Consider the following 25,517-nt stretch of genomic DNA (forward strand, 5'->3'; position numbering starts at 1 on the left):
ATAAATTAGGGTTGAGGGGCCAGCGTTTCGCCTTTTAAAATGCCTGTCAGTTCAGGCAAATGATCTTTGTAAACTCCGCGCGGCGAGGTTTTGTACTTCGTAGCCAGATAGGACGCGAAACCAACAACTTCGCCCATCATCCCACATGTGCGCATTACCCGTGTGCTTCCAAACGCAACGTGCGTAGTACTGATATTCCGGCCGGCCATGAACAGGTTCTGGATGTTTTTGGAATAAAGGCATCGGTACGGGATCGTGTAGGGAGCTACTTTAATATGCTTGGTTCCCGCGAAAAACTCCTGTCCTTCGAAGTACTGGCTGTTTTTGGCATCCGGGAAATGCAGGTCGATGGTCCAGGTAGCGGTAACCGAGCCATCAGGGTAAAATTTGCCTTCCTGAATGTCCATCTGGTTCAAAACATAATCGCCGATAATCCTGCGTGACTCGCGCTTGCCGCCGATGTAGGCTACCCAGGCCAGTTCTTTTTTGCCGTATTTGGCAGGTTTGTTCTTTTTCAGGTAAGACCAGTTTCCGTAAATGGCCCGGAGGTTATGGTCGCGGATCTTTTCGGCCTCGGTAATGGTGTTGAAATTGCCAAAGCCGGTTTCCCATTGCCAGTCAGATTTGGGTTCGTCGATGTGGTATTCATCCGAAAACTGCATGGCCCACGGCGTTTCGGGGAATGACGAAACAGTGTCACGGTCAGCGGAAGCCCACAGGTTGGAAGTACCCAATGTAAAATCATCAGCTTTTTCCGCCGCCAGCGACTCGCCCGTTTCGGCCTTGCTTTCACGTCCCATTTTAAATTCGGCACCTGCCAGGAAGCCAACGGTACCGTCGCCGGTGCAATCGGAAAAGAACGAGCCCGAAAAGCGCCGTTCCTGGTTGGTGGCAATGTCGCGACCTACTACTGCGGTGATGATGTCATTCTCTTTTTCAACTTTAAAAACGTGGGTGTTGAGGAACAGGGAAATGTTTTTTTCTGCTTTCACGATGGAGATCTTGCGGGCATCGCCATATTCTTTGGCGTCGGGGTTGCCATTGCCCGGGTCGCCGTTATCCATTTCCCGCACGATCCGGCCCAGTTTAGGATAATGGTTTTTATCCACATCACCCATCAAATGCACACGTACTTCGGAGCTGTTGTTGCCGCCTAGCACCGGCCGGTCCTGGATCAGCGCCACGGTAAGGCCCATCCGCGCCGCTGAAATGGCCGCGCACGTGCCAGCCACACCGCCGCCTACCACCACAAGGTCGTAGCGACCTGCATCCTGAGGCTTTTCGGTGAGGTTTAGCAATTTCCGACGGAATGCGGTCAATGCTTCCAGGTCGTTGGGCGGGGTGAATTTGAGGTCGTCGGTAAAAAGCAATGCATCGCAGCGGCCATTGAAGCCGGTGAGGTCTTTCAAAGCGAGTTTGGCGTCTGAATTTTTAATGTCGATGACACCGCCGTCGTACCATTTCCAGGCGTCCGAGCCGCTCTCACCGAATGTTTGCCCGACAGGCTTTCCATCCAAAAGCACATTGAACTTACCCGGCCCTTTCGGAAACGGCGCCCAGTCTTTGGTACGCACCCAAAGGTGATATTTGCCGATTTTAGGGAATTTGACGGTGGTAGTAGCATCTTTTACCGGCCGTCCCATGCCGTGCGCCATCAGATAGGAGGAGTTCATGACCACAAACGACTGCTGGTCGATCACCCAGCCGCCTTTGTCCTCAAAAGACTCTGTTTCGACAAAAACATGATTTTGTCCGAAAACCGGAAACATCAAAAACACAAATAAGAAAATCCCCAACAATTTTCCAGTATCCCGGGGTTGAAACCCGGGGCAAGGGGATTTTTTGGCCTTCGGTGCCCAGGGCTGAAGACCTGTGGCAGGGAATCTTATTGCCCGGGTCTTTAGTCCGGGGTAGAAAAATCTTATTGCCCCGGGTTTTAATCCGGGGATATGGGAGTTGTTCATTGTTTTTGTAGGATGTTTTGGATTAATAGAGTTTGTTCTTCATTGGCATTGGCCAGGCTGGCTTGCAGGTTTGTGGCCAGGGGTTTTGAGAGGGGGATATTGTTCAGTTTTTTCAGGATCGCTATTTGCATGCTGTAACCTGTTTGCTGATAGGCATCCCAAAGCCGTTTCTGCCGTTCTTCGGTTTTGAAAAAATCATCACCTACCTGTTGCAGGGCATATTTGGCGATGAAAAGGTTTTTTCCGGCCATGATAGCTTGCAAATCTGTTTCAAATGGCTTTTTGACCCGGCCTTCCTTGTCCATCACTTTCGCCATCGCCCAGTATTGGTAATGGTGGTTTTTACTTCCCATAAACCGGTGCAGCAGCGCTTCATTCGAATATGTTTCAATGATCTTCCGCATTTCCGGCACTGCCTTGCCATAGGCGATCTGCCATAGCGTGTAACAAGTGTAAACCGCGCCATCAATGACCTGGTTTTTGATCGTTTTCAGAGTGGCACCGGCCTTCGCATCTACGGAGTCGGCGAGCTTGTCGGTGCCTTTGGTGATCAGGTCTTCCATTTTGAGGTCTGCGAAAATAGAATTGGGCTGCGCGAGAATATCCTGCAACTTCTGGTAATCAGCCTCTTTGAATTCGTCGTGATCTACCTTCGTGAGGACTTTGCCTTCGGGGAGGTCGTAACGTTCGTAATTGCCCAGCAAATCCCAGTAGAAGTTAATATACACCGGTTTGCATTCATTGGTGTAGCAAACCGGCGTGAAGATGTTCCTGAAAAAATACTGTGGCTGTCCTTTTTCGTCGAGGGCCAATTTCAGGGTGTAGGTCAACGTGTCGTTTTCGGTGACCGTAAATTCCCTGATCCGCTCCTTCGGCTTGGCGGCAGAAGGAGCGGTGTTGAGCATTGTCAGGAAGATTAATACATGGAGTAACACAGCTGATCGATCAAACGTGAATGCCTATTTCCAATCAGGATTCTGTTCCAACTTCGCATTCGCATTGATCTCGTCCAGCGGGATCGGGAAATACTTGTTTTTGGCTGTTACATTCCGTGTAGGGTACACATCATTGACCGCCTTCGGGATCACCGTCAGGAATTTTCCGGTGCGGGTGAGGTCATACCAGCGGTCGCCTTCGGCGAAGAATTCCCAGGCACGTTCCTGCAAAACCGCCTCAATGAATGCATCTTTGGTCAGGCCGGTTTTCAGATCGGTCAACCCGGCGCGCTTCCGGATGGGATTGACAAAATCATAAGCGGCAGCAGTAGCGCCATTCAAGCGTGCTTCCGCTTCGGCAGCGATCAGGTACACATCGGGCAGACGGAAAATCGGTATGTTCGGGATCAAGCTCACCGTTGAAACCGGGTCCTGGTATTTTTTGATTAGCACACCTTTGGTCGTAATGGGCGTAATGCTTTTTTGAGGAACTACCTTGCCGCTTTTGTCGATGTAGGTTGTATCCAGCAGCAAACGACGTTTGTCGGAAGGATCGAACGAATCGAAGAATGCCTGGTATGCGAACATAGAACCGTAAGAAGTGCGCGCATATTCGGGACCGGCACTTCCCGGAGGGCCACAGAGGCCGGTAAGCTGGTGGCCAAGGCCTGGCGACACCGGGTCAGCTTCATATGCCCACATATTTTCCAGTCGGGCTGCATCTTCCTGGTCATATTTGTACACATTCCGCACATCCGGCAAGAGCGAGTATTTACCTGAATTAATCACGATCTTAGCCTGTTCAAGTGCTTTGGCCCAGTCTTCGTTGTACAGTGCAGCTTTGGCATACAATGCATTCACCACTTCCTTTGCCACGCGGCCTTTTTCGACATTGGGGTAGGACACCAGTCCGGCACTTAAAGCCTGATCAAGATCGGCGTAGATCTGTTTGTAAACATCTGCTTTGGGGCTTTTCGGGGTTACCGCTTCAAGCTCGGTATAGCTTGGTGAAATTTTAACCGGAACATCGCCAAAATTTTTGCTTAAAAACCAATGATAGAACGCACGCAGGAAGTAGGCCTCGCCGAGGATCTGCTTCCTGCGGGTTTCATCCATGTTGGCGCCCGGCACTTTGGCGATCACCCAGTTGGCTTTTTCGATACCGGCATAGCAGGATTGCCAGATCTGCTGAGGCGATTCGTTGAGCCGGGAGTTACTTTTCTGTGTCGTGTAATTGGGATCGTAGGTGAACTGCGTCAGTGTGTTACGGCCCACCACCCCGCGAGGGTAAGTTTGGTCGTCACTGAAATCAGCTACCAGTGTTAATGCCGGCCCCCCTCCAAGACTGCCCAAAGCACCATATGTAGATACCAGCGCTTTTTCGGCGTCTGCGGCAGTTTTGAAAAACTCTTCGGTGTAAATAGACGAATAGATCGTTTCGTCGAGCTGGCAGGAAGCCGCGATCAGCGCCGTGCCGGCCATGCCCAGGTATTTGGATATTTTCAATAGCTTTTTCATATCATTTTTTAGCCCTATTTCGGCAAGAGGATCAGGAATAGTTAGAATGTAACCTGGATTCCGCCCAGGAATGATTTTGCTTGCGGGTAAACGAAGTTGTCAATACCGATTGCCGTGTTGGAACCTGCATAGGTGTTCACCTCCGGGTCAAAGCCGCTATAATTGGTGATCGTGAAGAGGTTGTTCGCGCTCACATACAGACGGATGCCTTGCACGCCTTTGAAACGCGGCAGCGTGTAGCCGAGCGTGACGTTCTTGCATCGCAGATACGATCCGTCTTCGACAACATAGTCGGTGATCGGCAAGCGGCCGCCCTGGAATGCACTTACATATTGGTTGCTGGGGTTGGTAGGCGACCAGCGGTCCACGACGCCTGCGAGCAGGTTGCGCTGTCCGAGCGGGTTTTCAAACGAAAGTCGGCTGGCATTGTAAATGTCATTTCCCTGCGAGCCGGATAGGAATGCAGCCAGGTCAAAACCTTTGTAAGACAGGTTGGTAGAGAAGCCGTAAATGAATTTGGGATTAGGATTTCCGGTAATGACCTGATCGGCAGAAGTGATCTGGCCGTCTCCATTAACATCTTTCACTTTGTGACCGCCGACGCGTCCGTCGTACCCTGGCAGGATGGCTTCGCCGGTCTGGTTAATGCCGTCGAAAACGTAGGTTTTAAATACACCTAACGGCTCGCCTACTTTCAGGATGGTATAAGTGGTGATAAAACGTTCCTGGGTCACACCGCCGTCAAGGCCAAGCACTTTGTTGCGGTTAATGGTTGTATTAGCTGAGACGTCCCATTTCAACGCGCCATCGAGAATGCGTGCATTCACAGCCAGTTCGAGGCCTTTGTTTTGAAGCCCGGCGTAATTGCCGGTAAGACTGCCGTAACCCGAGCTGAGTGGCAGGGTTTTAACATAAAGCAGGTCATTGGTCTTTTTGTGATATACATCGGCAATGAAGCTGATGCGATTATTGAGTAAGCTGAGGTCGATCCCGAAGTTGGTCTGCTGCGAACGTTCCCAGCGTAGATCCGGGTTCGCAATGCGTGTCGGATCAATACCTGTCACATACAGGTGATTGAACATATAATTATTTCCATTGGCAGCAACTGTCGACAGGGACTGATAGGGGTCAATTCCGCCGGCATTACCGGTGATCCCGTAGCTCCCACGCAGTTTCAGATCGGAAATCCAGTTAATGTCTTTCATGAAAGGCTCCTCGATGAGGCGGTAGGCAGCCGACACGGCAGGAAATGCACCGTATTTGTGGTTGGCTCCGAACTTGCTCGATCCGTCCACACGCGCTGTCAGGTCGAGGAAGAATTTATCCTTATACCCATAGTTAACCCGGCCCATGTATGAGTCTAATCTTTGGCTGCTCCGGAAACTGTTGACAGTGCGGGTCAATGCGAATTGTACAGCCTCATTCTTTGTGGCGTCGTTGGAAAAACCCGTCGCATTCAGCACATTGTCGTTGTATTGCTCACCCTGTGTTCCAAAGACTGCCGTTGCTTTGAAGGAGTGGTTTTTACCAAAATTGGTAGCATAAGTAAGGATACTCTCATGCAGCAATGCCAGATAATTGGAGTTCGCTTTGGTCGCATTACCTGAGTTGTCGGTCAGATCGCTTTTGTTGACAATCGAGCGGGGCGAATAGTAATCGTACAGCTCGCCTTTCTGGTCGATGTTGAAAGAGGCGCGATAGGTAAGACCTTTCAGCAATTTGAAATCTCCGTAAACATTGGCGAGCGTACGTTTGATAGACCGTTTGTTTAGAGTTTCAATAAAGTTGAGCGGGTTCACCACCTCGCGGTACTGGCCGCCCGCCTGCTCGCCAAACGGAAAGATTGAGCCATCGGGGCGATAGGGTTGCAGGGTAGGAGGGGCACCGATGGCCGCACCAAGTACTGTGGCGGTCACGACACCTGCATTACCAATGTCGGTGCTGCCCGTTTGGATACCGTCGGCAGTCGAATAGCTGCCAAGAATGCTGGTTCCCACCTTGATGTTTTTGCTGATCTGATGATCGAGGTTGAGGCGAAAGGAATAGCGCGTAAAAGCAGAGCCGCGCAGGGTTCCATCCTGGTCGAAATAGTTGAGTGACAGTGCCAATTGTGTTTTTTCATTGCCACCATTAATGGACAACTGATGGTTCTGGATCGGTGCTTTGCGGAAGATCACCTTTTGCCAGTTCACACCCTCTCCCAGCGACGCCGGATCGGGGTAATAGTTGTTTTTGAAAACTTCATTTTCAACCTGTGCAAACTCTGTGGCATTCAGTACGTCCAGTGTTTTATTGACTTTTTGCGTACCGTAATAGCCATCATAAGTCACGCGGGTATTGCCGGTTTTACCGCGTTTGGTGGTGATCAGGATTACGCCATTGGCAGCTCGTGCACCGTAAATGGCTGATGCGGAAGCATCTTTCAATACCTCCACCGACTCGATATCATTGGGGTTAATGGTGGACAATGGGCTCACGTCGTTGATGCCACCGCCATTGGATATCTGAATTCCGTCCACTACGTAAAGCGGTTCGGAAGAGCCATTGATCGAGTTGGTACCCCTGATGCGAACACTTACGTTACCGCCTGGTGAGCCGGTATTCTGGTTGATCTGCACGCCGGCAATCCGTGATTGAAGCCCCTGGGCTACGTTCGCAACGGGTGTTTGTACCAGGTCGGCGGCTTTCAAGGAGGCGATAGAGCCGGTTGTTTCAATCTTACGCTGGGTGCCGTAACCCACCACCACAACCTCTTCCAACGCTTTCGAATCTGTTCTTAAAGTAACGTCGATCGTCGAGCGATTGGCGATGGCCACCTCTTCTTTCAGATAGCCCAGAAATGAGAACACGAGCGTAGCATTGCCGGCAGCCTGAATGGAATAAGCTCCCTCAGCGTCGGTAAGTGTTCCCTGTTGTGTGCCCTGCACGGTCACGCTTACGCCGGGGATCATTTCGCCTTTATCGTCGGTCACCTTGCCTTTCACTGTTACGCTTTGTGCGAACAGTGACTGCGTAATGCCCAGGCATAAGAAGCCGAGCAGGAACAAGTCACGTATTTTTTGCTTCATGTAGGTAAATATTAGGGTTTGATCAAAAAGGGTAAAATTAAAATAGTGCAATTTTTCTGCTTAAAGTTTGCGGTTTGGGATACTGGTTGTTTAGGCAGTCAGTCGATCCGAAATGCGGATTTTACCTAAATATAGCGGCAGGGAGAATCGGCGGCAATACAGTTTTAAGCCAGAAATTTCCGGAAATTGAACTAAAAGTATCGGTAACGTTTGCGGAGACGTTGCCGATATATGATTTTGCGGATGATTAATTGGAAATTTCTATATTTTTGTGATCACGGTTTGAGGAAGAGGAAAGAAGAGTCGTTTGTGACGGGAATATTCAAAAAGTACAAGTGCTATGATTCAATGTGTGAAGTGTGGGCAGGTAGATGGCATCATGAAAGCAGGTTATGTGAGAGCTAAGCAGAGATACCTGTGCAAATGGTGTAATTACTATTTTACGCATTCGGAAAAGGATGATTCTATCCAGTCGCTTGTAAAGCGGAAGCGGCACCAGACCACCATCATCGATATTGCCAAATCGTTGGGCGTTTCCAACTCAACCGTCTCGCGGGCATTGCATGGGCACGCCGACATCAGTCCGGAAACACGCCAGGCCGTCCTCGATAAAGCAGCGCAGCTCGATTATCAGCCCAACCAACTGGCATATAGCCTGGTTAAAAGTAAGACGAACACTATTGGAATGATCGTTCCGGAATTTCAGAACCAGTTTTTTCCTAATGTGATTATCGGCGCGCACGAGGTGCTGACGGAGGCGGGTTACAACCTGACGATCATGCAGAGCAATGAGTCATACCAAGTAGAGATTTCGAATACGAAAGCCATGCTCGCCAATCGCATCGACGGTCTGCTTATTTCCCTCACGCAGGAAACCAATAATTTTGATCACCTGAGCCTTTTCGCCAAGCGCGGCATTCCGCTCATCCAGTTCAACCGCGTTTGCGACCAGATCGACGTGCCGAAAGTGGTCGTGAACGACTTCGAGGCCTCATTTCAGGCAGTGGAGCATCTGATCTTGAATGGTTACGAACGCATTGCGCACCTGGGCGGGCCATTGACTTTGCAAGTGAGCCAGGAGCGTTTACGCGGTTACCGGGCGGCGATGGAAAAATATGGCAAGCCGATCGAGGACCATATGATCATCCAGGGAATGCTCACGCAGCAAAAGGCGCGCATTTACGGACAGTATCTGCTTGAACTGACCCATCGCCCCGACGCTATTTTCGCAGTCAACGATTCGTCGGCTATCGAAATCATGCTAATGGCTCAGGAAAAGGGCATATCTATTCCCGATGAACTCGGTGTCGTCGGTTTCAGCGACAATGCGGAATCGGCCTATATCGGTCCCGGCCTCACTACCGTCCGTCAACCAACCTTGCACATCGGCCGCACGACAGCGGAGTGGATATTACAACTCGTTGATGCGGAAGAGATATTGTTGAACGAGAAGCGGGTTTTGAGTACGGAGTTGATTATAAGAGGTTCGTCGCGGCGGTGTGGGTAGGGTCATTTGGATGAATGTTTGCGGACTCCGTTAGAAGGAAAAGGAAAGCCGGAATTGCTACGCTCGAATTACTCCGGTTACTGGTCTCGGAGGATTACCGATGAGCATCGGCTTGTTTACAAGGTTGCCGATGGCTGCATCATCATTGCTCAGTCTAAGTATCATTATTAAAACAAAAAGTGCGTCCCCAGAAAAGACGCACTTTATTAACTACAGAATATAATTATGAAAACCTTCGGGTCGCTAGCTTAGCACTTCCCTCAATACTTTCAGGCACCACTGTGGTGGGATCTTCTTTCCCTTCCATTTTTAGCGATACTTTTGGATAATAATATTAAAAATTTGTCACTTTTATGGATTTTGTTTCAAAACAGCAGCGCCCATGATATCTATCTGCGCTTGCGGAATTGGAAAGTATTCGCTTTTACCCTTCACAAAAGTAGCTCCCGACAGGTAAGTACGTTTCTTGCTTTCTTTGGCGAGGTAGGCGTTTAGCACCACATCGGCATTACCCCAGCGTACGAGGTCGAAATGACGGTGACCTTCCATAGCCAGTTCCAAACGACGCTCAAAGCGTACTGCTTTTCTTGCATATTCCTGGTTTGAGAATGCAGGGTAGGTCTTCACAAGATAGTTGGCGGCAGGTTTCCCGGCAGCGTCGAGTACTACTACGTTGGCGGCGCGGGTACGCACCTGGTTCACGAGTTTCAATGCGGTTGCGAGATCGCTTTCTTCTACAGCTACCTCGGCGCGCATCAGGAGGATGTCGGCAAAGCGGATAGCGCGGTAGTTGTTCGCATTGGCGCGGGGTGATTCGGCACCGGCATTTTCACCGCTGTATGCGAAGAACTTCTTGAAAGTATACGGCCCGCCGAATGCCTGGTCGCGGATCCAGTTTTTGCCAGGGTGAGTGCCCCAGTTCAGGAATGGGAGGCCGCGGCGTCCAACGGTCCAGTCGAGACGGGGATCGAGAGTGCCATCGTAAGGAGTAAATGCATCTGCCGACGACAGGCCTTCATCATTTTTCACATCCACATCATTGAATGTATCGAGCAAAGGCAGTCCGTTTTCGTCGGTTTTGAATGCATTCACCAGGTTTTGAGTTGGCTGATAAAAACCGCAGCAACCTCCTGGCGCAGAGCCATAAGGGAAGTTGTAGTTATCGCCCCAGCTACCATTTTGACCCGCACCTCCATCGGCTACCGACATTTGTACTTCAAAAATCGATTCCGAATTGTTTTCTGTCGTAATGCGGAAGTTGTCGTGGAAGCTGTTTACGAGCGCGAACGGACCGTTATTGATCACGTCGTCGAGCAGAGGTTTTGCGGCCTTGTAGTCTTGCTGATACATATGTACTTTCGCCAGAAATGCCTTCGCAGTCCATTTACTCGCGCGACCTACCTGTGATTTAGTAGCCGAAATGTTGTCGATCGCAAACTGGATGTCACCTTCGATCTCCGGACAGATGTCCTTGCTATTGGGCAGGTTGATAAAGTCGGTCACCTTTTCATCCACGTAGGGGACCATATTCCAGAGCTTTTTGGCCTCGAAATGGTACCATGCGCGCAGGAACCGCGCTTCGCCCAATGCCTGCGCTTTTTCGGCGTCGGTCATGTCGGTGGTTTTGCCGATGAGGTTGATCACGTTGTTGGACCGTGAAACGCCGTCGTAAACGGCTACCCATTTGTCGTTGTATGCACCGATATCAGCCTGAGGGATGTAGCGCTCGATGGTTGTGATCTGCGCCTGGTCGCCTACGTCCGAACCCTTGTAGGCGTCGTCGGATGCGACGGAACCGTAAATCCAGTTGCTGACCGACGAGGTATTCACCGGCCCTGCACCAACGCCATCGAGCAAGCTGTATGCGCCGATAAGCACAGCGTCCACGCCGGTTTTGTTGGTCAGCAGGGTTTCGTTAGCCACCCCCAGGGGAGTGGTTTCCAAAAAACTGTCGCCGCAGGATGTCAGCATTCCGAGGCTGACCAATGCGGTTAATGCAAATACTTTCTTTTTCATACTGATTGATAATATCTATTTGAAAAATTGACTTTAAATCCTGGATCAGAATCCGAAATTGATACCGATCTGATACATTTTCGAATTGGGATAATTGCCCTGATCCACACCCAAAACAGTGCTTCCCGGTGTTGAACCTACCGACGTCACCTCAGGATCGATACCGCTGTATTTGGTGATCGTGAAGAGGTTTTGTGCCTGTACGTACACCCGTGCGCTCTCGAAGCCGATTCTCGAAAGCAAGGTGGAAGGCAATGTATAGCCGAGCGTCAGGTTTTTCATGCGGAAATACGAACCGTCTTCAATGAAATAGCTCGATGGCTGCTGGCTGCGGCTGTCGTTGGCGTCGAGGATAGGGAGTACGGCGTCAGGATTTTCCGGTGTCCATGAGTCGTTCAGCATACGAAGGCTGCGGTTACCGGCCTGGTTGTTGAAATCCACCCAGCGTTTCACCATATTGATGATCTGATTGCCTTTCACACCCTGGAAGAATGCCGACAGGTCAAAGTTTTTGTAACCTACATTCAGATTGATACCATAGGTGAAATCGGGGTGCGGGTTGCCGAGGAACTTGCGGTCGTTGTCGGTAATGGTGCCGTCGCCGTCGGTATCGTGGTATTTGTATTTACCCACAGCTGCATAACCCGGATATTTCGGTCCGGCATCCACTTCGCCCTGATTTTGGTAAATACCATCGATTTGCAAGCCATAGAACGAATAAAGCGGCATACCGGCTACCGAACGCGTCCAGGTGTAGCTGCGGATCGCAGGGCCGAGGAGCACGGCGGTCGAGCTGTTGTTGAGCTTGTTCACTTCGTTTTTGTAGGTAGAAACATTGACACCGACCGAGTAGGTAAGATCGCCGTTCAATGCTTTGTTATTGAAATCGATGCCGAGGTCGATACCCTTGTTGTTCATTTCACCTACATTCACAAACGGAATCGTGGCAACACCCTGAGTTGCGGGCAATGCCACCTGGTAAAGCATGTCGGCAGTGGTACGGTTGTACAAATCGAGGTTCAGGCCAAACATGCCTTTCAGGAAAGTAGCGTCGATACCCACGTTGGTCTGGGTTGTGGTTTCCCATTTCGCGTTCTGGTTACCAAATGCCTCGGTGTCGAAGCCTGGCTGTACCGCATTGTTCGATCCGTCGATGGCGTACGACGACTGGCTCAGGCTTGAACGGTAAGTGCTGAAACCATTATAGTTTCCAATTTCCTGATTACCGGTTTGTCCCCAGCCGACACGCAATTTCAGGTCGTCCATCCACGGAATGCTCTTCATGAAACTTTCTTCCGACAAACGCCAGCCCGCGCTCAATGCCGGAAATGTACCGTAGCGGTTGTTCTGACCAAAGCGCGAAGAGCCGTCGCGGCGCACCGTAGCTTCGAGCAGGTAGCGGTCTTTTAATGCATAGTTGATTTTTCCAAAAATTGAAAACAACGCCCATTCATAACCCACGCCGGTGTTGGCGATTCCCGCAGTTCCTGAATTCAGGTACATGTAAAGCGGATTTTCCGAGAAGAATGTCGTACGCGTTGCAGAAAAATCGCGGCCCATGCCTTTGATCGCCTCCGTACCGGCAAGTACACTTAGTTTGTGAGCCGTACCGAAGTTTCTGGTATAGTTTAATGTATTCGACCATGTCCAGTTGATGTCGTAGGCATTGCCGTTGGTCATCGCGTTGGCCGCTTCGATTTCAGCTTCTTCGAGGTCGAGCAAGGTGTAACCTACGCGGTTGGCATTGGTGAAGTCGATACCGATGCTCGATTTCGCGGTCAGGTCTTTTAGAATGTCTACTTCCAGATACGCATTACCAAATGCGCGAAGCGTGTTGGTCTGGTTGTTTCGCGACCGCCACAGCTGTGCAACCGGGTTGGTAGCAGGGCCGAGGCCCGCCGCCCGCGTCGCCGCAAAGTTGCCCATGATGTCGTACACCGGAATGATCGACGGAATGCGGTATCCGTTACCGATCGGGTTGCCATCCTGGTTGTTGGTCGAGCTGGCTGTACCGTTGGCATTGTAATAACCTTTGTTTTCGGTGTAGCTCAATTCCAGGTTTTCGCCTAAACGAATGCGTTTTTTGAAAGAAAATTCGGTATTCGAGCGGATCGAGTAGCGGTTAAAAGAGGTATGGATCAGCACACCGTCCTGTTTGAAGTAGTTCAGCGCAATGGCGTAGCGGCCATTTTCGGTACCCCCGTTCGCGCCGATGTTATATTCCTGAATGGCAGCTGGACGAAGGATTTCCTTGTGCCAGTCGGTACCTTCTTTGTTCGCTTTGACGATCTGGTAAAAACCGGCGCGGTTGTAGTTGTAAAGTGACGGGTTTGTCTTCGGATCACCTTCAAAAAGTCCATAGCTCGATCCTGCGAGGATATAGTCGGGCACAACAGCGGTAGGACCGTTGCCATATTGCTGATGCGAAGGGTTGCCGTTGGTCAATACCCCAGCATTTTTGCGCTGCGTCCAAAGCAGATCGCCGAATTGCTGCGGGTCTTTGATCAGATCCAAATCAACCTTGCCGGTCTGGAAACCGGCGCGGGAGTTGAATGTAAATTTTGGAGCACCTACTTTTCCTTTTTTGGTGGTAATGATAATCACCCCATTCGCAGCGCGTGAACCGTAAATGGATGCCGAAGAAGCATCCTTCAATACTTGCATCGACTCGATGTTGTTTGGGTTAATGCTGTTTAAACCGCCTTTTGTAGGCACGCCGTCGATAATGTAAAGCGGGTCGTTGTTGTTGATCGTACCAAAACCACGTATGCGGACTGTGGCTTCACCGCCAGGCGTGTTATTGGACGTTACGGTTACCCCGGCTACGCGTCCCTGCAACTGCTGCGCCACGTTGGGAGCAGCCACTTTGGTCAGTTCGGTAGCGTCAACGGTGGAAACTGCACCGGTAATGTCGCGTTTGGATTGGGATGAATAACCCGTTACCACCACTTCTGTCAGTGACTTAATGTCGGATTGAAGCGTCACTTCCACCATGGTTTTGTTGGCAATGTCCACTTCCTGGGTCAGGAACCCGATGGTTGAAACGACCAATGTAGTGCTGCCGTCAGGTATATTTAATGAGAATCCACCATCGGCGTCGGTGGTGGTACCTATTGATGAGCTGCCTTTCAGCACGATCGTCGCGCCGGGAATTGAGCCGCCAGTAGGGTCTTTTACTTTTCCTTTGATTTGAAAGTCAATAGACTGGATGGTTTTGATAGACGTTCCTGTACCTTCCGGGAGGTTAGTGGCCGGTTTTGCAGAGGCTCTTTTCAACAATATTTGCTTGCCCGACACTTCATAGGAAACCTGCAAGGGCGTCAGAAAGTTATCGAGGATCGCTTCCAGCTTTTCCTCTTTGGCGCTGAAAGTGACCCTGCGTTGCGAGCGGATCAGTTCAGGGCTGTACATGAAATGCACGCCCGACATTTTGCCGATCTGTTCCAGTGCCGCGCCGATCTTCTGCTCGCGGATATTGATCGTCAGGCGGCGGCTGAGCACTTCCTGCCCGAAGCCATCGAACGCAAATGTGAGCCCGGAGAACTGGATGATGATGAACAATTGTATGAGGCTGATTCTCATAATTTTGAGCAGGTGATTCTGCCAGTAAAAGGTTTTTTTCATACTTTTGACTGTTTTGTAGGTTTAAAAAAATCGGCAAAATAATTCCCGTGTCCCTTTTGACTTGCAGTCGGGGGAGCTTCTTAGCGCCAGCACAGAAAGAGGGGATTTCAAATCGGGTGAATGATGTTGGTAGCATCGTTCACCTTTTGTTGTTTTTATGCAAATAGTTTTGGTTTAGGGTGAATGATCAATTACAGGGATTTCCGGTAATGGTAATGCTGTCTTGGTTAATGGTGTATTTTGCTTCCAGAATGGTACAGAGCCATTTCAGCTTGTTTTCGAGCGGTTCGTCGCCAAGCGTGGCTGTAATGCTGCAATGCGCCAGGCTGTGGCGGTCGAATGCGACGGTAACGCCATAGGCCTTGCCAAGTGCTTCGAAAACATCCGCGGCAGGTGTTTCCGAATAGGTAAATTCCTGGTTTTCAATCGGAATGTTCAGCAGGACAGGACTTTTGAGCGCCGAACGTACGAGTTTCGCATGCGCGCGCTCGAAGGTAGCCTGCTGGTTGCAGGTAAGAAGGAGGGTTGGGGAGGCGTTTTCACTGGAAACAGACACTTTTCCGGTTTTAACGGCGACGGTGATCTCCGCTTCGTTAGCTATCGCCTTGATACTGAAACTAGTACCGTGCACTTTGGTGATCAGTTCACCGGCATACACAAAGAAGGGCTGGTCGCGGTCTTTGGTAACTTCAAAGAATGCTTCGCCGGTAAGGTAAACTTCCCGCTTCTTACCGGTAAATGTCTGCGGATATTTCAACGTGCTGTTGCGATGCAGAACCACCGAACTGCCATCGGGAAGCTGGACGTATTTGAACGAGCGTTCCGTATTGGTGACCTCCCTCAAAGTATTGGTTGCCAGGGTTTCGGTCGTTGACACAAGCGACACGCGCTTGTTATTTTGATAAATGCGAAAAATAGCGAAGCAAAGGCCTGCAACGATGAGCAAGCTGGCCGCCACATTCCAACCCGAAATGAACACAGGGAAGAACGAATCCCGCTTGCGATTTTCCTGTTGCTGCTCCTGTCGCCGGGCAGCTTGCAGGGCTTCGTTGACTTTATGATGAATGTAATCGTCCGTCAAATGCTCGTCACCGATAGGCATTGCGCTTGCAATGGCTATTGCTTCGCGGACGATCGCTGCGCCGTCATCATGCTCCGCAGCCCATTTTTCCCAGATCGCATCGTCGCCGGGGCGCTTGCCCTCTGCCCAGCTTCTGAAAGCAGGGCTTGCGAGGAGCGATTGCAGCAAATGATCGTGTGGGTCGAGCGGCATGCGGATGAATGTGTTTTTTATACATTATCCAATTGTTTTGCCTGGATACTCAGTTGTGAATGAAAATTTTTTGTTTTGGCAAAAAATTAAGAGAAGATTTGGATTAATGAGCAGAATATGACAGAAATAGAAGGTGGTGTTTGCCATAACCCGCGCAGATTGGAGAGTGCCCGCTGGATAATATTGCTTACCGATTGCGCATTGATCGCGAGTAGCCCGGCGATCTCTTCCGGCATCAGATTTTGGAAAAAGCGGAGATAAATGACCTCCTGCTGACGTTTCGATAGTTGACCTAGTGCAGTTTGGACATTTCTTTTCAGCACCAGGTCATTTTCCCGGCTGATCCAGCTTTCTTCACTGGAAAAGTCATGCACTAAACCATCACAGTGCTCTGTCAGCTGAGTTTCTTCGGAGAATGGCTTAATCGTTTTCAGCATCCGGTGCCGGAACGCCTTGATCAGATAAAATTTTACCGAAGGCGTATCATTGATCGTCGCCCGATGCAGCCAGAGGTGTACCAGCAAATCCTGGATCACGTCTTCAACCAACTGGATATTTGGGGTAAACCTTTGGCCATATTGGAAGAGCATCCGGTAGTAGCGCCGGGCCAGTTCCGTGTATGCGTGCTCGTCCCCACCACGGAACGCATTCCAAAGCACGGCATCGTCGGTATGTTTGCCAAATGCAGTCAAAAAGGCTGGTCAGGTTAATGGGGGATAATCAAAAATAGGTAATGCGATTTGGATATAAAATACTCTATCGGATATTATTGGAATAACCAAATTTTATTACTCTATTCTACCAGAATGCCATTATTTGTAATTTGGCGAGCGGCGATTTGAAGAGGATCTTTCAAGTAGAGAACCTCGACGGGCATGCTTCTATTCAAAAAAATCGAAACTGTTTTATGAAAAGAATGTTCACCACGGCGCTGATTTTGCTCGGTATCACCGGTCTGAATGTCGCCGTATCCCAGACTACACCCGACTACAAATCGCGACGTGGCCAGATTCTCCTCAATATCGAAGGGGTATTTTACGAGTCGTCGACCGGCCTGTTTATCGAAACTAACGGGAAAAATGAAAAGCCGCATTCGTTTCTTTGGCCGCTGTGCGCATTGCTGCAGGCCGCCACGGAGTCGGAGTCAGTAAGTCCGGGCAAACAATATATGAAACCTGTGCTTGGTGCCATTCGGCAATATTACAACACCGCCGCCCCCGCTCCGGGTTATCAGGCGTACGTAACCAGTGAGCATAAGGACTCGCGGTTCTATGACGACAACCAGTGGATTGCGATCGCGTGCCTGGACGCCTATAACCGCACCGGCGAGAAAGATTACCTGACTGTAGCGGAGGAAATTTACCGTTTTATGATGACTGGCTACGACGACCTTTCGGGTGGAGGATTATATTGGAAAGAAGATGAAAAGAATACCAAAAACACCTGTTCCAACGGACCTGGCGTACTTGTTGCGCTGGGACTTTATCAAGTCAAAAAAGAGCCAGAATACCTTAAAACTGCCATTAGCCTTTACGATTGGACCAAGAAGAACCTCCGTGCGAACGACGGAACCTATTATGATGCCATTAAAATTCCGTCATTGAAAATTGATTCGGCGAAATACAGTTACAATACAGGCACAATGCTGCAATCGGCTGTGCTACTGCACAATATCACAGGCAAAAAAGAATATCTCGACGAGGCGAAAGCATTGGCGGAAGGTTCGAAAAAGCATTTTTACAAGAACAACAGGCTGCCCGATAATTATTGGTTCAACGTCGTGTTACTGCGAGGTTTCGAGGAACTGTACAAAGTGGACCCGCAAGCCGGCGATTTCAGGATCTTCGTCTCCGACGCCGAGCGCATCTGGAAAGACGAACGTGACGAAAAAGGGCTGCTAGGCCGCAAGCCGGTAAAAACGCTGATTGACCAGGGCGCGATGCTGGAAATGTACGCGCGGTTGGAGCGGTTAGCGAAGCAGTAACGATATGTTATTTTTGCAAGAGTATAAGCCTGACAAATCTAGGCAAACGACGTTTGAAATAGGCCCTGAGGGAATGGACGGAGGGATTCTGGCGAAGGATTATGCCCTACAGATTTGAAAATTACATTGATATACATACAAAAGCGCCGATTGAAAACTCAACCGGCGCTTTTGTATGTATATACATTTTACTCAGCATCCTTATAAACCCCAAACTCACTGATCGCAATGCTAACCGGTGATTTGGTGATGCGGAGGCGAACCTTTTGAGAGGTTATTGGTACGTCCAGCTTTGCAAGACGCTTTGCACCGACGCTGGTACCTTTATATATCTCTTTCCAGTCGTTGCCGATCCAGGCGTCGACAGCGAATTCTTCAATGCGCTGGCCTAGCTTAATGTACTCCTGCAAGCTGATGACATCAAAAATGATCGGCTGGCTCAGTTCTATCACGACCTCGGGTGTTTTGAAATCGTCATCGGTGGCCCAGTAGGTGTCTGTTTTGCCGTCGAGCAGGTTTTTGGCACTGTAAATGGAGTTGTAACCACGTACATTCACCGCCTTCGAGGAGGCGCGGGCGACCAGGTTGGTCGCAAATGTGTTTTTAACGCGATCGCCGAATGTTTTGAGTGCGGCTACGTCGTCATTGTGTAGCTGGCCGCGCGTGTCGGGAGCAAGGCCCAGGTCGAGGGCAGCACCGCGTCCTACGCTTTTGAGATACAGATCGAATAGCTTTTCGGGCGTTTTCGGCTTTTCATTTTCGTGGTAGAACCAACCTTTACGCAATGGTACATCGCATTCCGCGGGAATCCAGAACTTACCACCACGGGTTCCGCCCGGGTTTTCGGTTGCGTTAGCCTGGCCTGGTACGGCAACATTCTGTCCTTCCGACGGCTTCGGGGTTATTGTTGCCCATGAGGTTGGGTTTACGCTGCCGTCTTCGTTACCGGCCCAGCGCACGTCCCAGCCAATGTCGCTGAAAATGCTGGCGTTTGGTTGCAGCTTGCGGGTGTAATTTGTCCAGGTCGAATCCCATTGATAATAGGTAGTGTTGTCGATCGAACGCTTTTCGCGGGCACCGCCGTAGTAGCCGTCACCGCCATTCGCCCCATCGTGCCACGACATAAACAGGTCGCCATAATTGGAATATAACTCGGTAAGCTGTTCGCGGTAGATCTTGATGTATTCCGGCGTTCCGTATTTCGCATTGTTACGGTCCCAGGGTGAGCAATATACCCCGAATTTCAAACCGTGCTTGCGCGCAGCGTCCGCTACCTCGCGTACAAGATCACCTTTCCCTTCGCGGAAGGGGCTTTTAGTAATGTTGTAATCGGTGGTTTTGGTAGGCCAGAGGCAAAAACCGTCGTGGTGCTTCGCTACAAGTACGATCCCCCGCAATCCGCCGGCTTTGGCAGCTTGTATGATCTGGTCGGCATTGAAATCCGACGGGTTGAATGTCTTTGGGTCGGCATCTCCGTAACCCCATTCCTTGTTTTCGAATGTGGTAGGTGTAAAGTGCATGATACCGTATACCTCGGTTTCATGCCAGGCGACCTGGCGTGGTGCAGGCACGGATCCGTAAGGTTTTGGAGGTGTTTGTGCAAAGGCAATCGACGCCGTAAGGCAGAGGAGACCGGTTATTTGTTTGATCATTTTGAAAAGGTGTTTCTGATGATGCAGTCAGGGGTTATCGCGGTTGCATGCGAATGAAAAGTGAAGATCGTTCTTTTAACAGAGTTCACAAATTTTTTGCCGATGTTCCTGTCAGCTCACCATTTAATCAGTATAATGTGTTGTTTGGAAATTTGAAAACCATAACATAAATCTTAATTTTAATTTAGAAAATAGAAATATCAACTTCCTGTAAAATCAAAATCGTTATGTTGACAATCGTTGAAAACTATATTGCTTTGAAGAAAAACATGGCGGCTTTGATCAACAAATCGGGCTACAAAAACGCTTACCTGGCCGAGCAAATCGGCATACCGGCACCAACATTCAGCGTCAAAAAGCAACGCGGCAATTGGAGCGAAAGCGAGATGTTGCAAATCCTGACCATCATCGAAAATGAAAAACTGAACGACTACTTTTACTTGAACTGATGCGAGCGGATAAAGACGAACCCCGCTACCCGGTTGCCGACCTCAAAAAGGAAATGGGAAGTCGTTCCCTCACAAATCCTAGTTAATCACAAACAAATAAGCCGGTTGCGCGCCTACTTCTGTAACAGTTTTCGCTGGCAACTCAATGGCTCCGTTTTTAACTTTCAATACCTTTTTATTACCCGCAAATGTGATTTTCGCTTTCGCAGAGATTTCCAAACCCTCCGGTTTCAGGCTTGCGGGCAGTTTCTCACCCGCGTCGGCGAGGTAGAAGGCGTATGTTGTGTTTCCCTTTTTGGTATAGGCCCATTTCCCGGCACGGTAAGGCGCGAGTGGTTTGGTTTCGTAAATTCCTATACTATTCACATTCATCCATTTACCCATTTCTTCAAGACGCGTATAGGCTTCCTCGTGCCACTCGCCATCGGGGCCCGGAGCGACGTTTAGCAGCAGGTTACCACCTTTTGCAACAATATCCACTAGTGTATGCACTAGTTTCTGGGTCGATTTGAAGTTTTCCTTTGGAATATACGACCAGGAGTCGCCCATGGTCATGCACGATTCCCAGGGAATGGACATGTAGTGATCAGGGATAGATTGCTCGGGCGTCACATAGTTTTCAAATTCGCCGGTTACCGTGCGGTCCACTACGAGGAGACCAGGCTGGTGCGAACGGGCCATTTTGGCGATGCGGGCCATATCGATGTCCTGGTCGTAAGGAATGGTTTTCTGCCAGCTGATCGTCGAGTCGATGGTGCTGAATGGGCGTACCCAGCCGCCATCGAGCCATAGAATGTCTACGGAGCCGTAGTCAGACATTAGTTCTTCAATCTGGTTATAGGTAAAGTCTTTGAATTTGTTCCAAAGCTCAGGACGTTTCTTAGGATCGTAAGAAACGTTACGGTCCTTGGGCGGGAAGTAAGGCCACCAGTAAGAGTCGGTGTGCCAGTCGGGTTTGGAGAAATAGGTGCCGGTCATGAAGCCTTCGTTGCGGAATGAGGCCAGTACTTCTTTGGTGACGTTGGCCTTTGGATTGCTTTTGAACGGCGTGTTCGTGATTTTGTAGTCCGTGTATTTCGAATCGAACATCGAGAAACCGTCGTGGTGCTTCGTGGTGAAAACCACATATTTCATCCCCGCACCTTTGGCTGCCTTTGCCCAGCGGTCCGGGTTGAATTTCACGGGATTAAAAGTTTTTGCAATGTCCTGGTAAGCCTTTCTGTATTCAAACCAGTCGTGCGAATGCGGGCCTCGGCGCTCACACCAGCCTTCGTCTTCAGGACACAGCGACCAGGATTCCACAATGCCCCACTGGCTATACGTTCCCCAGTGCATGAGTAGGCCGAACTTAACATCCTGCCATTTGGCTAGCTTTTGTTGTACAAGCGGGTCGGTGGGTGCTACATATTTGGAGTGGTTTTGCTCCGAATGCTGCTGCGCATACGACCCGGACGCAATAAACAGCCCGGCGAGCAGAATTGCTGTGGATCTGAAATTCATCTTGTAGGTTAAGTGGTTAATTAAATACTGATTGAAGAAGGTTATGCAAAATGGCTTTTCGAACTAACAACCTTGCCTTTGCCGTCGCCGGTGGTGATGGTGTACGAAAATCCGGGCTGGACCGAATATGCGCCTACTTCGCCAAGCTTGTTGACGGCCAGAAATCCTACCTGAAATGTCTTTGCCCGCTCCGGATCACGCTTTACAATCCTTTCTACGGCTTTTTTACAAGCTTCTTCGGGAGTCGAACCATTGCGCATAAATTCCACGACGAGGTGCGTTCCATTCACGCGGATCACTTCCTCGCCCTGGCCGGATGATGTCGCCGCTCCTATCTCATTGTCGACAAACAATCCCGCGCCAATAATAGGAGAGTCGCCTACGCGTCCGCGCATCTTAAAGCCCATTCCGCTGGTGGTGCACATGCCCGACAGGTCACCTTTCGCGTCCAGTGCGAGGGTGCCCATGGTGTCGTGGTTGAAAGAACCATCGTCGAGGCGGGCCGGCGCAAATGGGCCGTGTCCTTTCGATTGCTTGTGTTCTATATTGATAACAGGCTTGTATTCGGCTTTTTTAAGCCATTTTTTATATTCTTTGTCCGCATCGGGCGAAAGCTTGTCCGATTCAAGTTTGAAGCCGTTCGCTAACGCAAACTGCTGTGCGCCTGCACCAACCAGAAATACGTGCGGCGTTTCTTCCATAATTTTGCGCGCTACCGAAACCGGGTGTTTGATCCTTTCAAGGAATGCTACGGCACCACAATTGGATTTTTCATCCATAATACACGCATCAAGCGTCACATGTCCGTCGCGGTCGGGGTTACCGCCCAGGCCGACGCAGCAGTTAATGTCATTTTCAATGGCAATCGCAGCTTGTTCGACTGCATCGAGTGCGCGCCCGCCTTTTTCCAGCACCGGCCATGCCGCCGCGTTGGAGATCTGGCCGCTGTCCCATGTCGAAACTACCACCGGCGTTCCGGCGACCGGCGTCCCGGCGACCGGCGCACCTGCAAACAGTTGGTTTACTCGCGAAAAGGGGAGGGCGATGGCCGACAAACGCAAAAATGAACGTCGATTAGTGTTCATGGTGTCTGGATTAGTGGTTTAGCGAATGGAAAATGATCTTTTGTAAAATTTTGAAAATACCTCCGGATATTATTTAAAATTTTTTCAAATATACGAACGACGGAATTTGTGATCAATGAAAATATGAAATTTCATACGATCTGTCTGTGGAAGTATCTATTTGAAATGTTTGTGCTGAGATAGGATGGACGTTGCGTCAAATTTGCCAAGTAGGACATTTAGTAAATTTTTCAAGGGAACAACAGGGGATTTCTGATTTAATGGCAACCTTTGGCTACTTGTTTCAGAAAAAAGAAGAACATACACAATGACGAACTCTCCAAAGGCTTGTGTCGATGTGGCGATCAACGCTTATGGCAAGCCTTACCAGACGGCGATGACATTGCTGACGCTGATGCAGCATTCGCACCAATGGATCAATAAAATCTATTTCGTAGAAGAGGCCAAACAGCCGGAGCCGCCCAATTTTCAATTCATTTTTGATCATTTCGGGGACAAGATAGCATATTACAAGCCCAACGTCTGGCTCTGGACCAATAATGTAAAATTCAATTTCCTGCTGAATTTCAAGCGTTACCGTCATGCGGTGCGCTATCAATATGCCTGGGAAAAATCCGATCAGAAATACCTGCTCGTTATTCATAATGATGTTTATTTCAAAGGCGACCTCGTTGGCGAATATGTAAACGGCATTGGTTCGGCATCCGGCATCGGGCGGATCGGGCAATGCTGGGTTTGCCCGGCCTTGGAAGCCGGCTTGTGCGGCCCTGAAAAGTATACCGAATACAAACCCGGCTACAAAGAGCTGATGCAACTGGCTGCTGCGCATCCTCAGGCACGAACAGCCGAATATGAGCGTGTTGTGGATCGTGCAGCACCCTGGCCGTTACCGGAGTGTCGGCTGAACGAATATGTGGCGATGATCGATCTGGAAAAAACGCGGAAAGACACCACGCCCCTTGGAAAAGGTACAGCATTCGGTGCTTACGACCGCCTGGATGTAGGCGTAAAGTGGTTTGCCGATATGAACAATATGGGTCATTCGTTCAAGCATTTCGATTACGACCCCTACGCCACGCATAGCTGGATCAGCTTGCAGAATGCGGGGCATAATGCGCTTTTTAATAAGGATTTGTATAGCTACGAAGAGTCGGTTGCCTTGCAGCAGCTTAAAGATGAATTTGGCATTTATCCCAAAAATTAACCCGCGAATCTGTCTATGGTGTTGGAAATCAATCAGCTCAGGCAGCGATACGGTGAACGGGAAATCCTTGCGATTGAGTCATTTGCAATAGAAAAGGGTATTTACTGGATTCAGGGTGAAAACGGGGCAGGTAAATCGACGCTTTTCAGGACATTGGCTGGTATGCTGCCTTTTGAAGGAACTGTGAGGCTCAACGGGCGCTACGACCTGAAAAAGGATCCGGTAGATTATCGTTTGCGACTGAACCTCGGCGAGGCCGAACCGCTCTATCCCTCATTTCTGACGCCCGCGGATCTCATCGCATTTGTGGCAGAGGCGCAAAAGGCTTCGTATGAGCAAAGTAATATGCTCACCGAAGCATTCGGGATCAATTATCTTCAAAACCCGTTTGGCAGCTGTTCGAGCGGGATGGTCAAAAAGGTATCGTTGCTATTGGCATTTCTGGGTGATCCTTCGGTTATCATTCTCGATGAGCCGCTAATCACCATTGATCGCGAGGCGCGTAATGTGCTTTTTGAACTTGTCAAAGATTATCATCGCAATGGCGTCACATTTCTGTTGTCGTCGCACCAGCTTTTCGAGCAGGAGGGACTGCAGGTTTCTCAAAGTTTTCGGTTGAAGGACAAAACACTCATTGCGACTGAGATGCTATGAAAATGCTGCTGGTCTCCACCGTTTCAGCATTTTTCAGGCAACGTGCCGGTACGTTCCTTGTTTTGTTGGGCGTGCTTTTCGGCTTTTTGAGTGCCAATGAACACCATGCTTTTGCGGCGTTTTTCCTGACTGGGAGCTACGGTATGATTGCTCTTTTCGCGATCTGGCTGGTTTACACGTTCCTATGCGCCCAGTTTCTCATCAATACCTGGAGACTGCCGGAGTATACATTCATTTTCCATGCCCGGACGTGGTCGTCGTTTACTCGTACGCGACGATTTGCGGTAATGGCACTCGGGTTTCTTCAACCGATACTGTATTATGGCATTTACTTGCTCATGATCTCCATTCAGGACAAGTTGCTGACCAGATTATGGCCTGTTATTCCCTTTTATATTGTCCTGGTAATGCTGCTTACCGCGATTGCTGAATGGCGGATCCGGAACCCCGTTTTATATGTACCTGTCAAAACGAAAAGCATTATAAATTGGCCGTTCCGCCGCCCTGTGTCCTGGCTTTTCTGGTCCATGGAATGGCTTGTAAGAGAGCGGGGCATTACGTTGCTGGTAGGGAAGTTGGGTGCAATGCTCGTGGCTGCCGGAACGATGCTCTATTACAGCACGGGCGAATATGATATCAGAATGCCCGCTGTTGGCATGTCGCTCGCCTATTTGCTCAATCTCGGGCTTTCCTATGAGTTATACCAGTGGGAAGGTGAAGTATGGCTTTGGGGCAGGTCACTGCCAGTGCCTGCGCGGGTTCGTTGGGGCAGGGCGGTGGTGGCGCATATTATCCTGATACTTCCGGAGACACTTGTCGTCCTGCGCAGTGGCGCCCTCGGCTTTGCTGAGGTGGTGCAGTTGTTTGTTCTTGGCATCACCATTCTCATCGTTTCTCACCTCTATTACTACAAAAGGTCGGGATTGCCGGAAAATGCAATGCACGTGCTGCTATTTGGTTTTATAGGACTTACTTTATTGATTTTGTATAAAATCCCAATCTTGCTCATAGCTTCTTTCGGAATACTTTTCTCCATGTACGTTTTTCCGAAATGGTGTAAAATATAAAGCCGGAACCGGTCCGG

18 protein-coding genes are annotated in these 25,517 nt (G+C 49.8%); 7 read left to right on the forward strand and 11 right to left on the reverse strand.

Going from position 1 to position 25,517, the window contains the following annotated elements:
• Nucleotides 1-5: 5 nt before the first annotated feature.
• The 4 genes from LZD49_RS08650 to LZD49_RS08665 all read right to left on the reverse strand — a co-directional run bounded on the left by LZD49_RS08650 (nt 6) and on the right by LZD49_RS08665 (nt 7,485).
• On the reverse strand, nt 6-1,769 hold the full coding sequence (locus tag LZD49_RS08650; protein WP_234666944.1) for an FAD-dependent oxidoreductase: 1,764 nt from the start codon (nt 1,767-1,769) through the stop codon (nt 6-8).
• Between the two features lie 191 nt (nt 1,770-1,960).
• Entirely contained in the window at nt 1,961-2,869 is a 909-nt protein-coding gene (locus LZD49_RS08655; protein WP_234666945.1) for a hypothetical protein, read from the reverse strand.
• A 54-nt stretch (nt 2,870-2,923) separates the two neighbouring features.
• Nucleotides 2,924-4,417: a RagB/SusD family nutrient uptake outer membrane protein gene (locus LZD49_RS08660; RefSeq protein ID WP_234666946.1), complete on the reverse strand. Its 1,494-nt coding sequence runs from the start codon at nt 4,415-4,417 to the stop codon at nt 2,924-2,926.
• Nucleotides 4,418-4,458: 41 nt separating this feature from the next.
• Nucleotides 4,459-7,485 (reverse strand): TonB-dependent receptor, encoded by a 3,027-nt coding sequence (locus LZD49_RS08665; RefSeq protein ID WP_234666947.1) that lies wholly within the window; start codon nt 7,483-7,485, stop codon nt 4,459-4,461.
• Between the two features lie 340 nt (nt 7,486-7,825).
• Between LZD49_RS08665 and LZD49_RS08670 the strand changes: the two genes are divergently transcribed.
• Entirely contained in the window at nt 7,826-8,992 is a 1,167-nt protein-coding gene (locus LZD49_RS08670) for a LacI family DNA-binding transcriptional regulator (RefSeq protein WP_234666948.1), read from the forward strand.
• A gap of 18 nt (nt 8,993-9,010) precedes the next feature.
• Entirely contained in the window at nt 9,011-9,163 is a 153-nt protein-coding gene (locus LZD49_RS08675) for a Txe/YoeB family addiction module toxin (RefSeq protein ID WP_304488708.1), read from the forward strand.
• A gap of 180 nt (nt 9,164-9,343) precedes the next feature.
• On the opposite strand, the gene LZD49_RS08680 is transcribed toward LZD49_RS08675, so the two are convergent.
• The 4 genes from LZD49_RS08680 to LZD49_RS08695 all read right to left on the reverse strand — a co-directional run bounded on the left by LZD49_RS08680 (nt 9,344) and on the right by LZD49_RS08695 (nt 16,597).
• Nucleotides 9,344-11,008, reverse strand: a complete 1,665-nt coding sequence (locus tag LZD49_RS08680; RefSeq protein WP_234666949.1) for a RagB/SusD family nutrient uptake outer membrane protein — start codon at nt 11,006-11,008, stop codon at nt 9,344-9,346.
• Between the two features lie 45 nt (nt 11,009-11,053).
• Entirely contained in the window at nt 11,054-14,632 is a 3,579-nt protein-coding gene (locus LZD49_RS08685; RefSeq protein WP_234666950.1) for a TonB-dependent receptor, read from the reverse strand.
• A gap of 187 nt (nt 14,633-14,819) precedes the next feature.
• Nucleotides 14,820-15,905: a FecR family protein gene (locus LZD49_RS08690; RefSeq protein ID WP_234666951.1), complete on the reverse strand. Its 1,086-nt coding sequence runs from the start codon at nt 15,903-15,905 to the stop codon at nt 14,820-14,822.
• Between the two features lie 86 nt (nt 15,906-15,991).
• Complete coding sequence (locus LZD49_RS08695) at nt 15,992-16,597, reverse strand: RNA polymerase sigma factor (protein ID WP_234666952.1); 606 nt, start codon at nt 16,595-16,597, stop codon at nt 15,992-15,994.
• A 215-nt stretch (nt 16,598-16,812) separates the two neighbouring features.
• Between LZD49_RS08695 and LZD49_RS08700 the strand changes: the two genes are divergently transcribed.
• On the forward strand, nt 16,813-17,889 hold the full coding sequence (locus tag LZD49_RS08700) for a glycoside hydrolase family 76 protein (RefSeq protein WP_234666953.1): 1,077 nt from the start codon (nt 16,813-16,815) through the stop codon (nt 17,887-17,889).
• A 188-nt stretch (nt 17,890-18,077) separates the two neighbouring features.
• Here LZD49_RS08700 and LZD49_RS08705 read toward each other — a convergent pair whose 3' ends face one another.
• Nucleotides 18,078-19,541: an alpha-L-fucosidase gene (locus LZD49_RS08705; protein ID WP_234666954.1), complete on the reverse strand. Its 1,464-nt coding sequence runs from the start codon at nt 19,539-19,541 to the stop codon at nt 18,078-18,080.
• A gap of 227 nt (nt 19,542-19,768) precedes the next feature.
• Between LZD49_RS08705 and LZD49_RS08710 the strand changes: the two genes are divergently transcribed.
• Nucleotides 19,769-19,990 carry a hypothetical protein gene (locus tag LZD49_RS08710; RefSeq protein WP_234666955.1) on the forward strand — a complete coding sequence of 74 codons (222 nt, stop codon included), beginning with the start codon at nt 19,769-19,771 and terminating at the stop codon, nt 19,988-19,990.
• A gap of 78 nt (nt 19,991-20,068) precedes the next feature.
• Here the strand turns inward: LZD49_RS08710 and LZD49_RS08715 are convergent, their stop codons facing one another.
• Together LZD49_RS08715 and LZD49_RS08720 are read right to left on the reverse strand one after the other, a co-directional pair.
• Complete coding sequence (locus LZD49_RS08715) at nt 20,069-21,490, reverse strand: alpha-L-fucosidase (RefSeq protein WP_234666956.1); 1,422 nt, start codon at nt 21,488-21,490, stop codon at nt 20,069-20,071.
• A 41-nt stretch (nt 21,491-21,531) separates the two neighbouring features.
• Nucleotides 21,532-22,575, reverse strand: coding sequence for an isoaspartyl peptidase/L-asparaginase family protein (locus tag LZD49_RS08720; RefSeq protein ID WP_234666957.1), 1,044 nt, complete (start codon nt 22,573-22,575; stop codon nt 21,532-21,534).
• 307 nt (nt 22,576-22,882) lie between these two features.
• Here LZD49_RS08720 and LZD49_RS08725 point away from each other — a divergent pair, with 307 nt between their 5' ends.
• From LZD49_RS08725 to LZD49_RS08735, 3 genes are read left to right on the forward strand one after another with little or no spacing between them, the layout of a single operon-like run.
• On the forward strand, nt 22,883-23,779 hold the full coding sequence (locus tag LZD49_RS08725) for a hypothetical protein (protein ID WP_234666958.1): 897 nt from the start codon (nt 22,883-22,885) through the stop codon (nt 23,777-23,779).
• 15 nt (nt 23,780-23,794) lie between these two features.
• Nucleotides 23,795-24,433 (forward strand): ATP-binding cassette domain-containing protein, encoded by a 639-nt coding sequence (locus LZD49_RS08730; protein WP_234666959.1) that lies wholly within the window; start codon nt 23,795-23,797, stop codon nt 24,431-24,433.
• Nucleotides 24,430-25,500, forward strand: coding sequence for a hypothetical protein (locus LZD49_RS08735; protein WP_234666960.1), 1,071 nt, complete (start codon nt 24,430-24,432; stop codon nt 25,498-25,500). The genes LZD49_RS08730 and LZD49_RS08735 overlap by 4 nt, the downstream gene beginning before the upstream one ends.
• Nucleotides 25,501-25,517: the final 17 nt, after the last annotated feature.

This window comes from Dyadobacter sp. CY261, from assembly GCF_021440085.1.
Taxonomy (GTDB): domain Bacteria; phylum Bacteroidota; class Bacteroidia; order Cytophagales; family Spirosomataceae; genus Dyadobacter.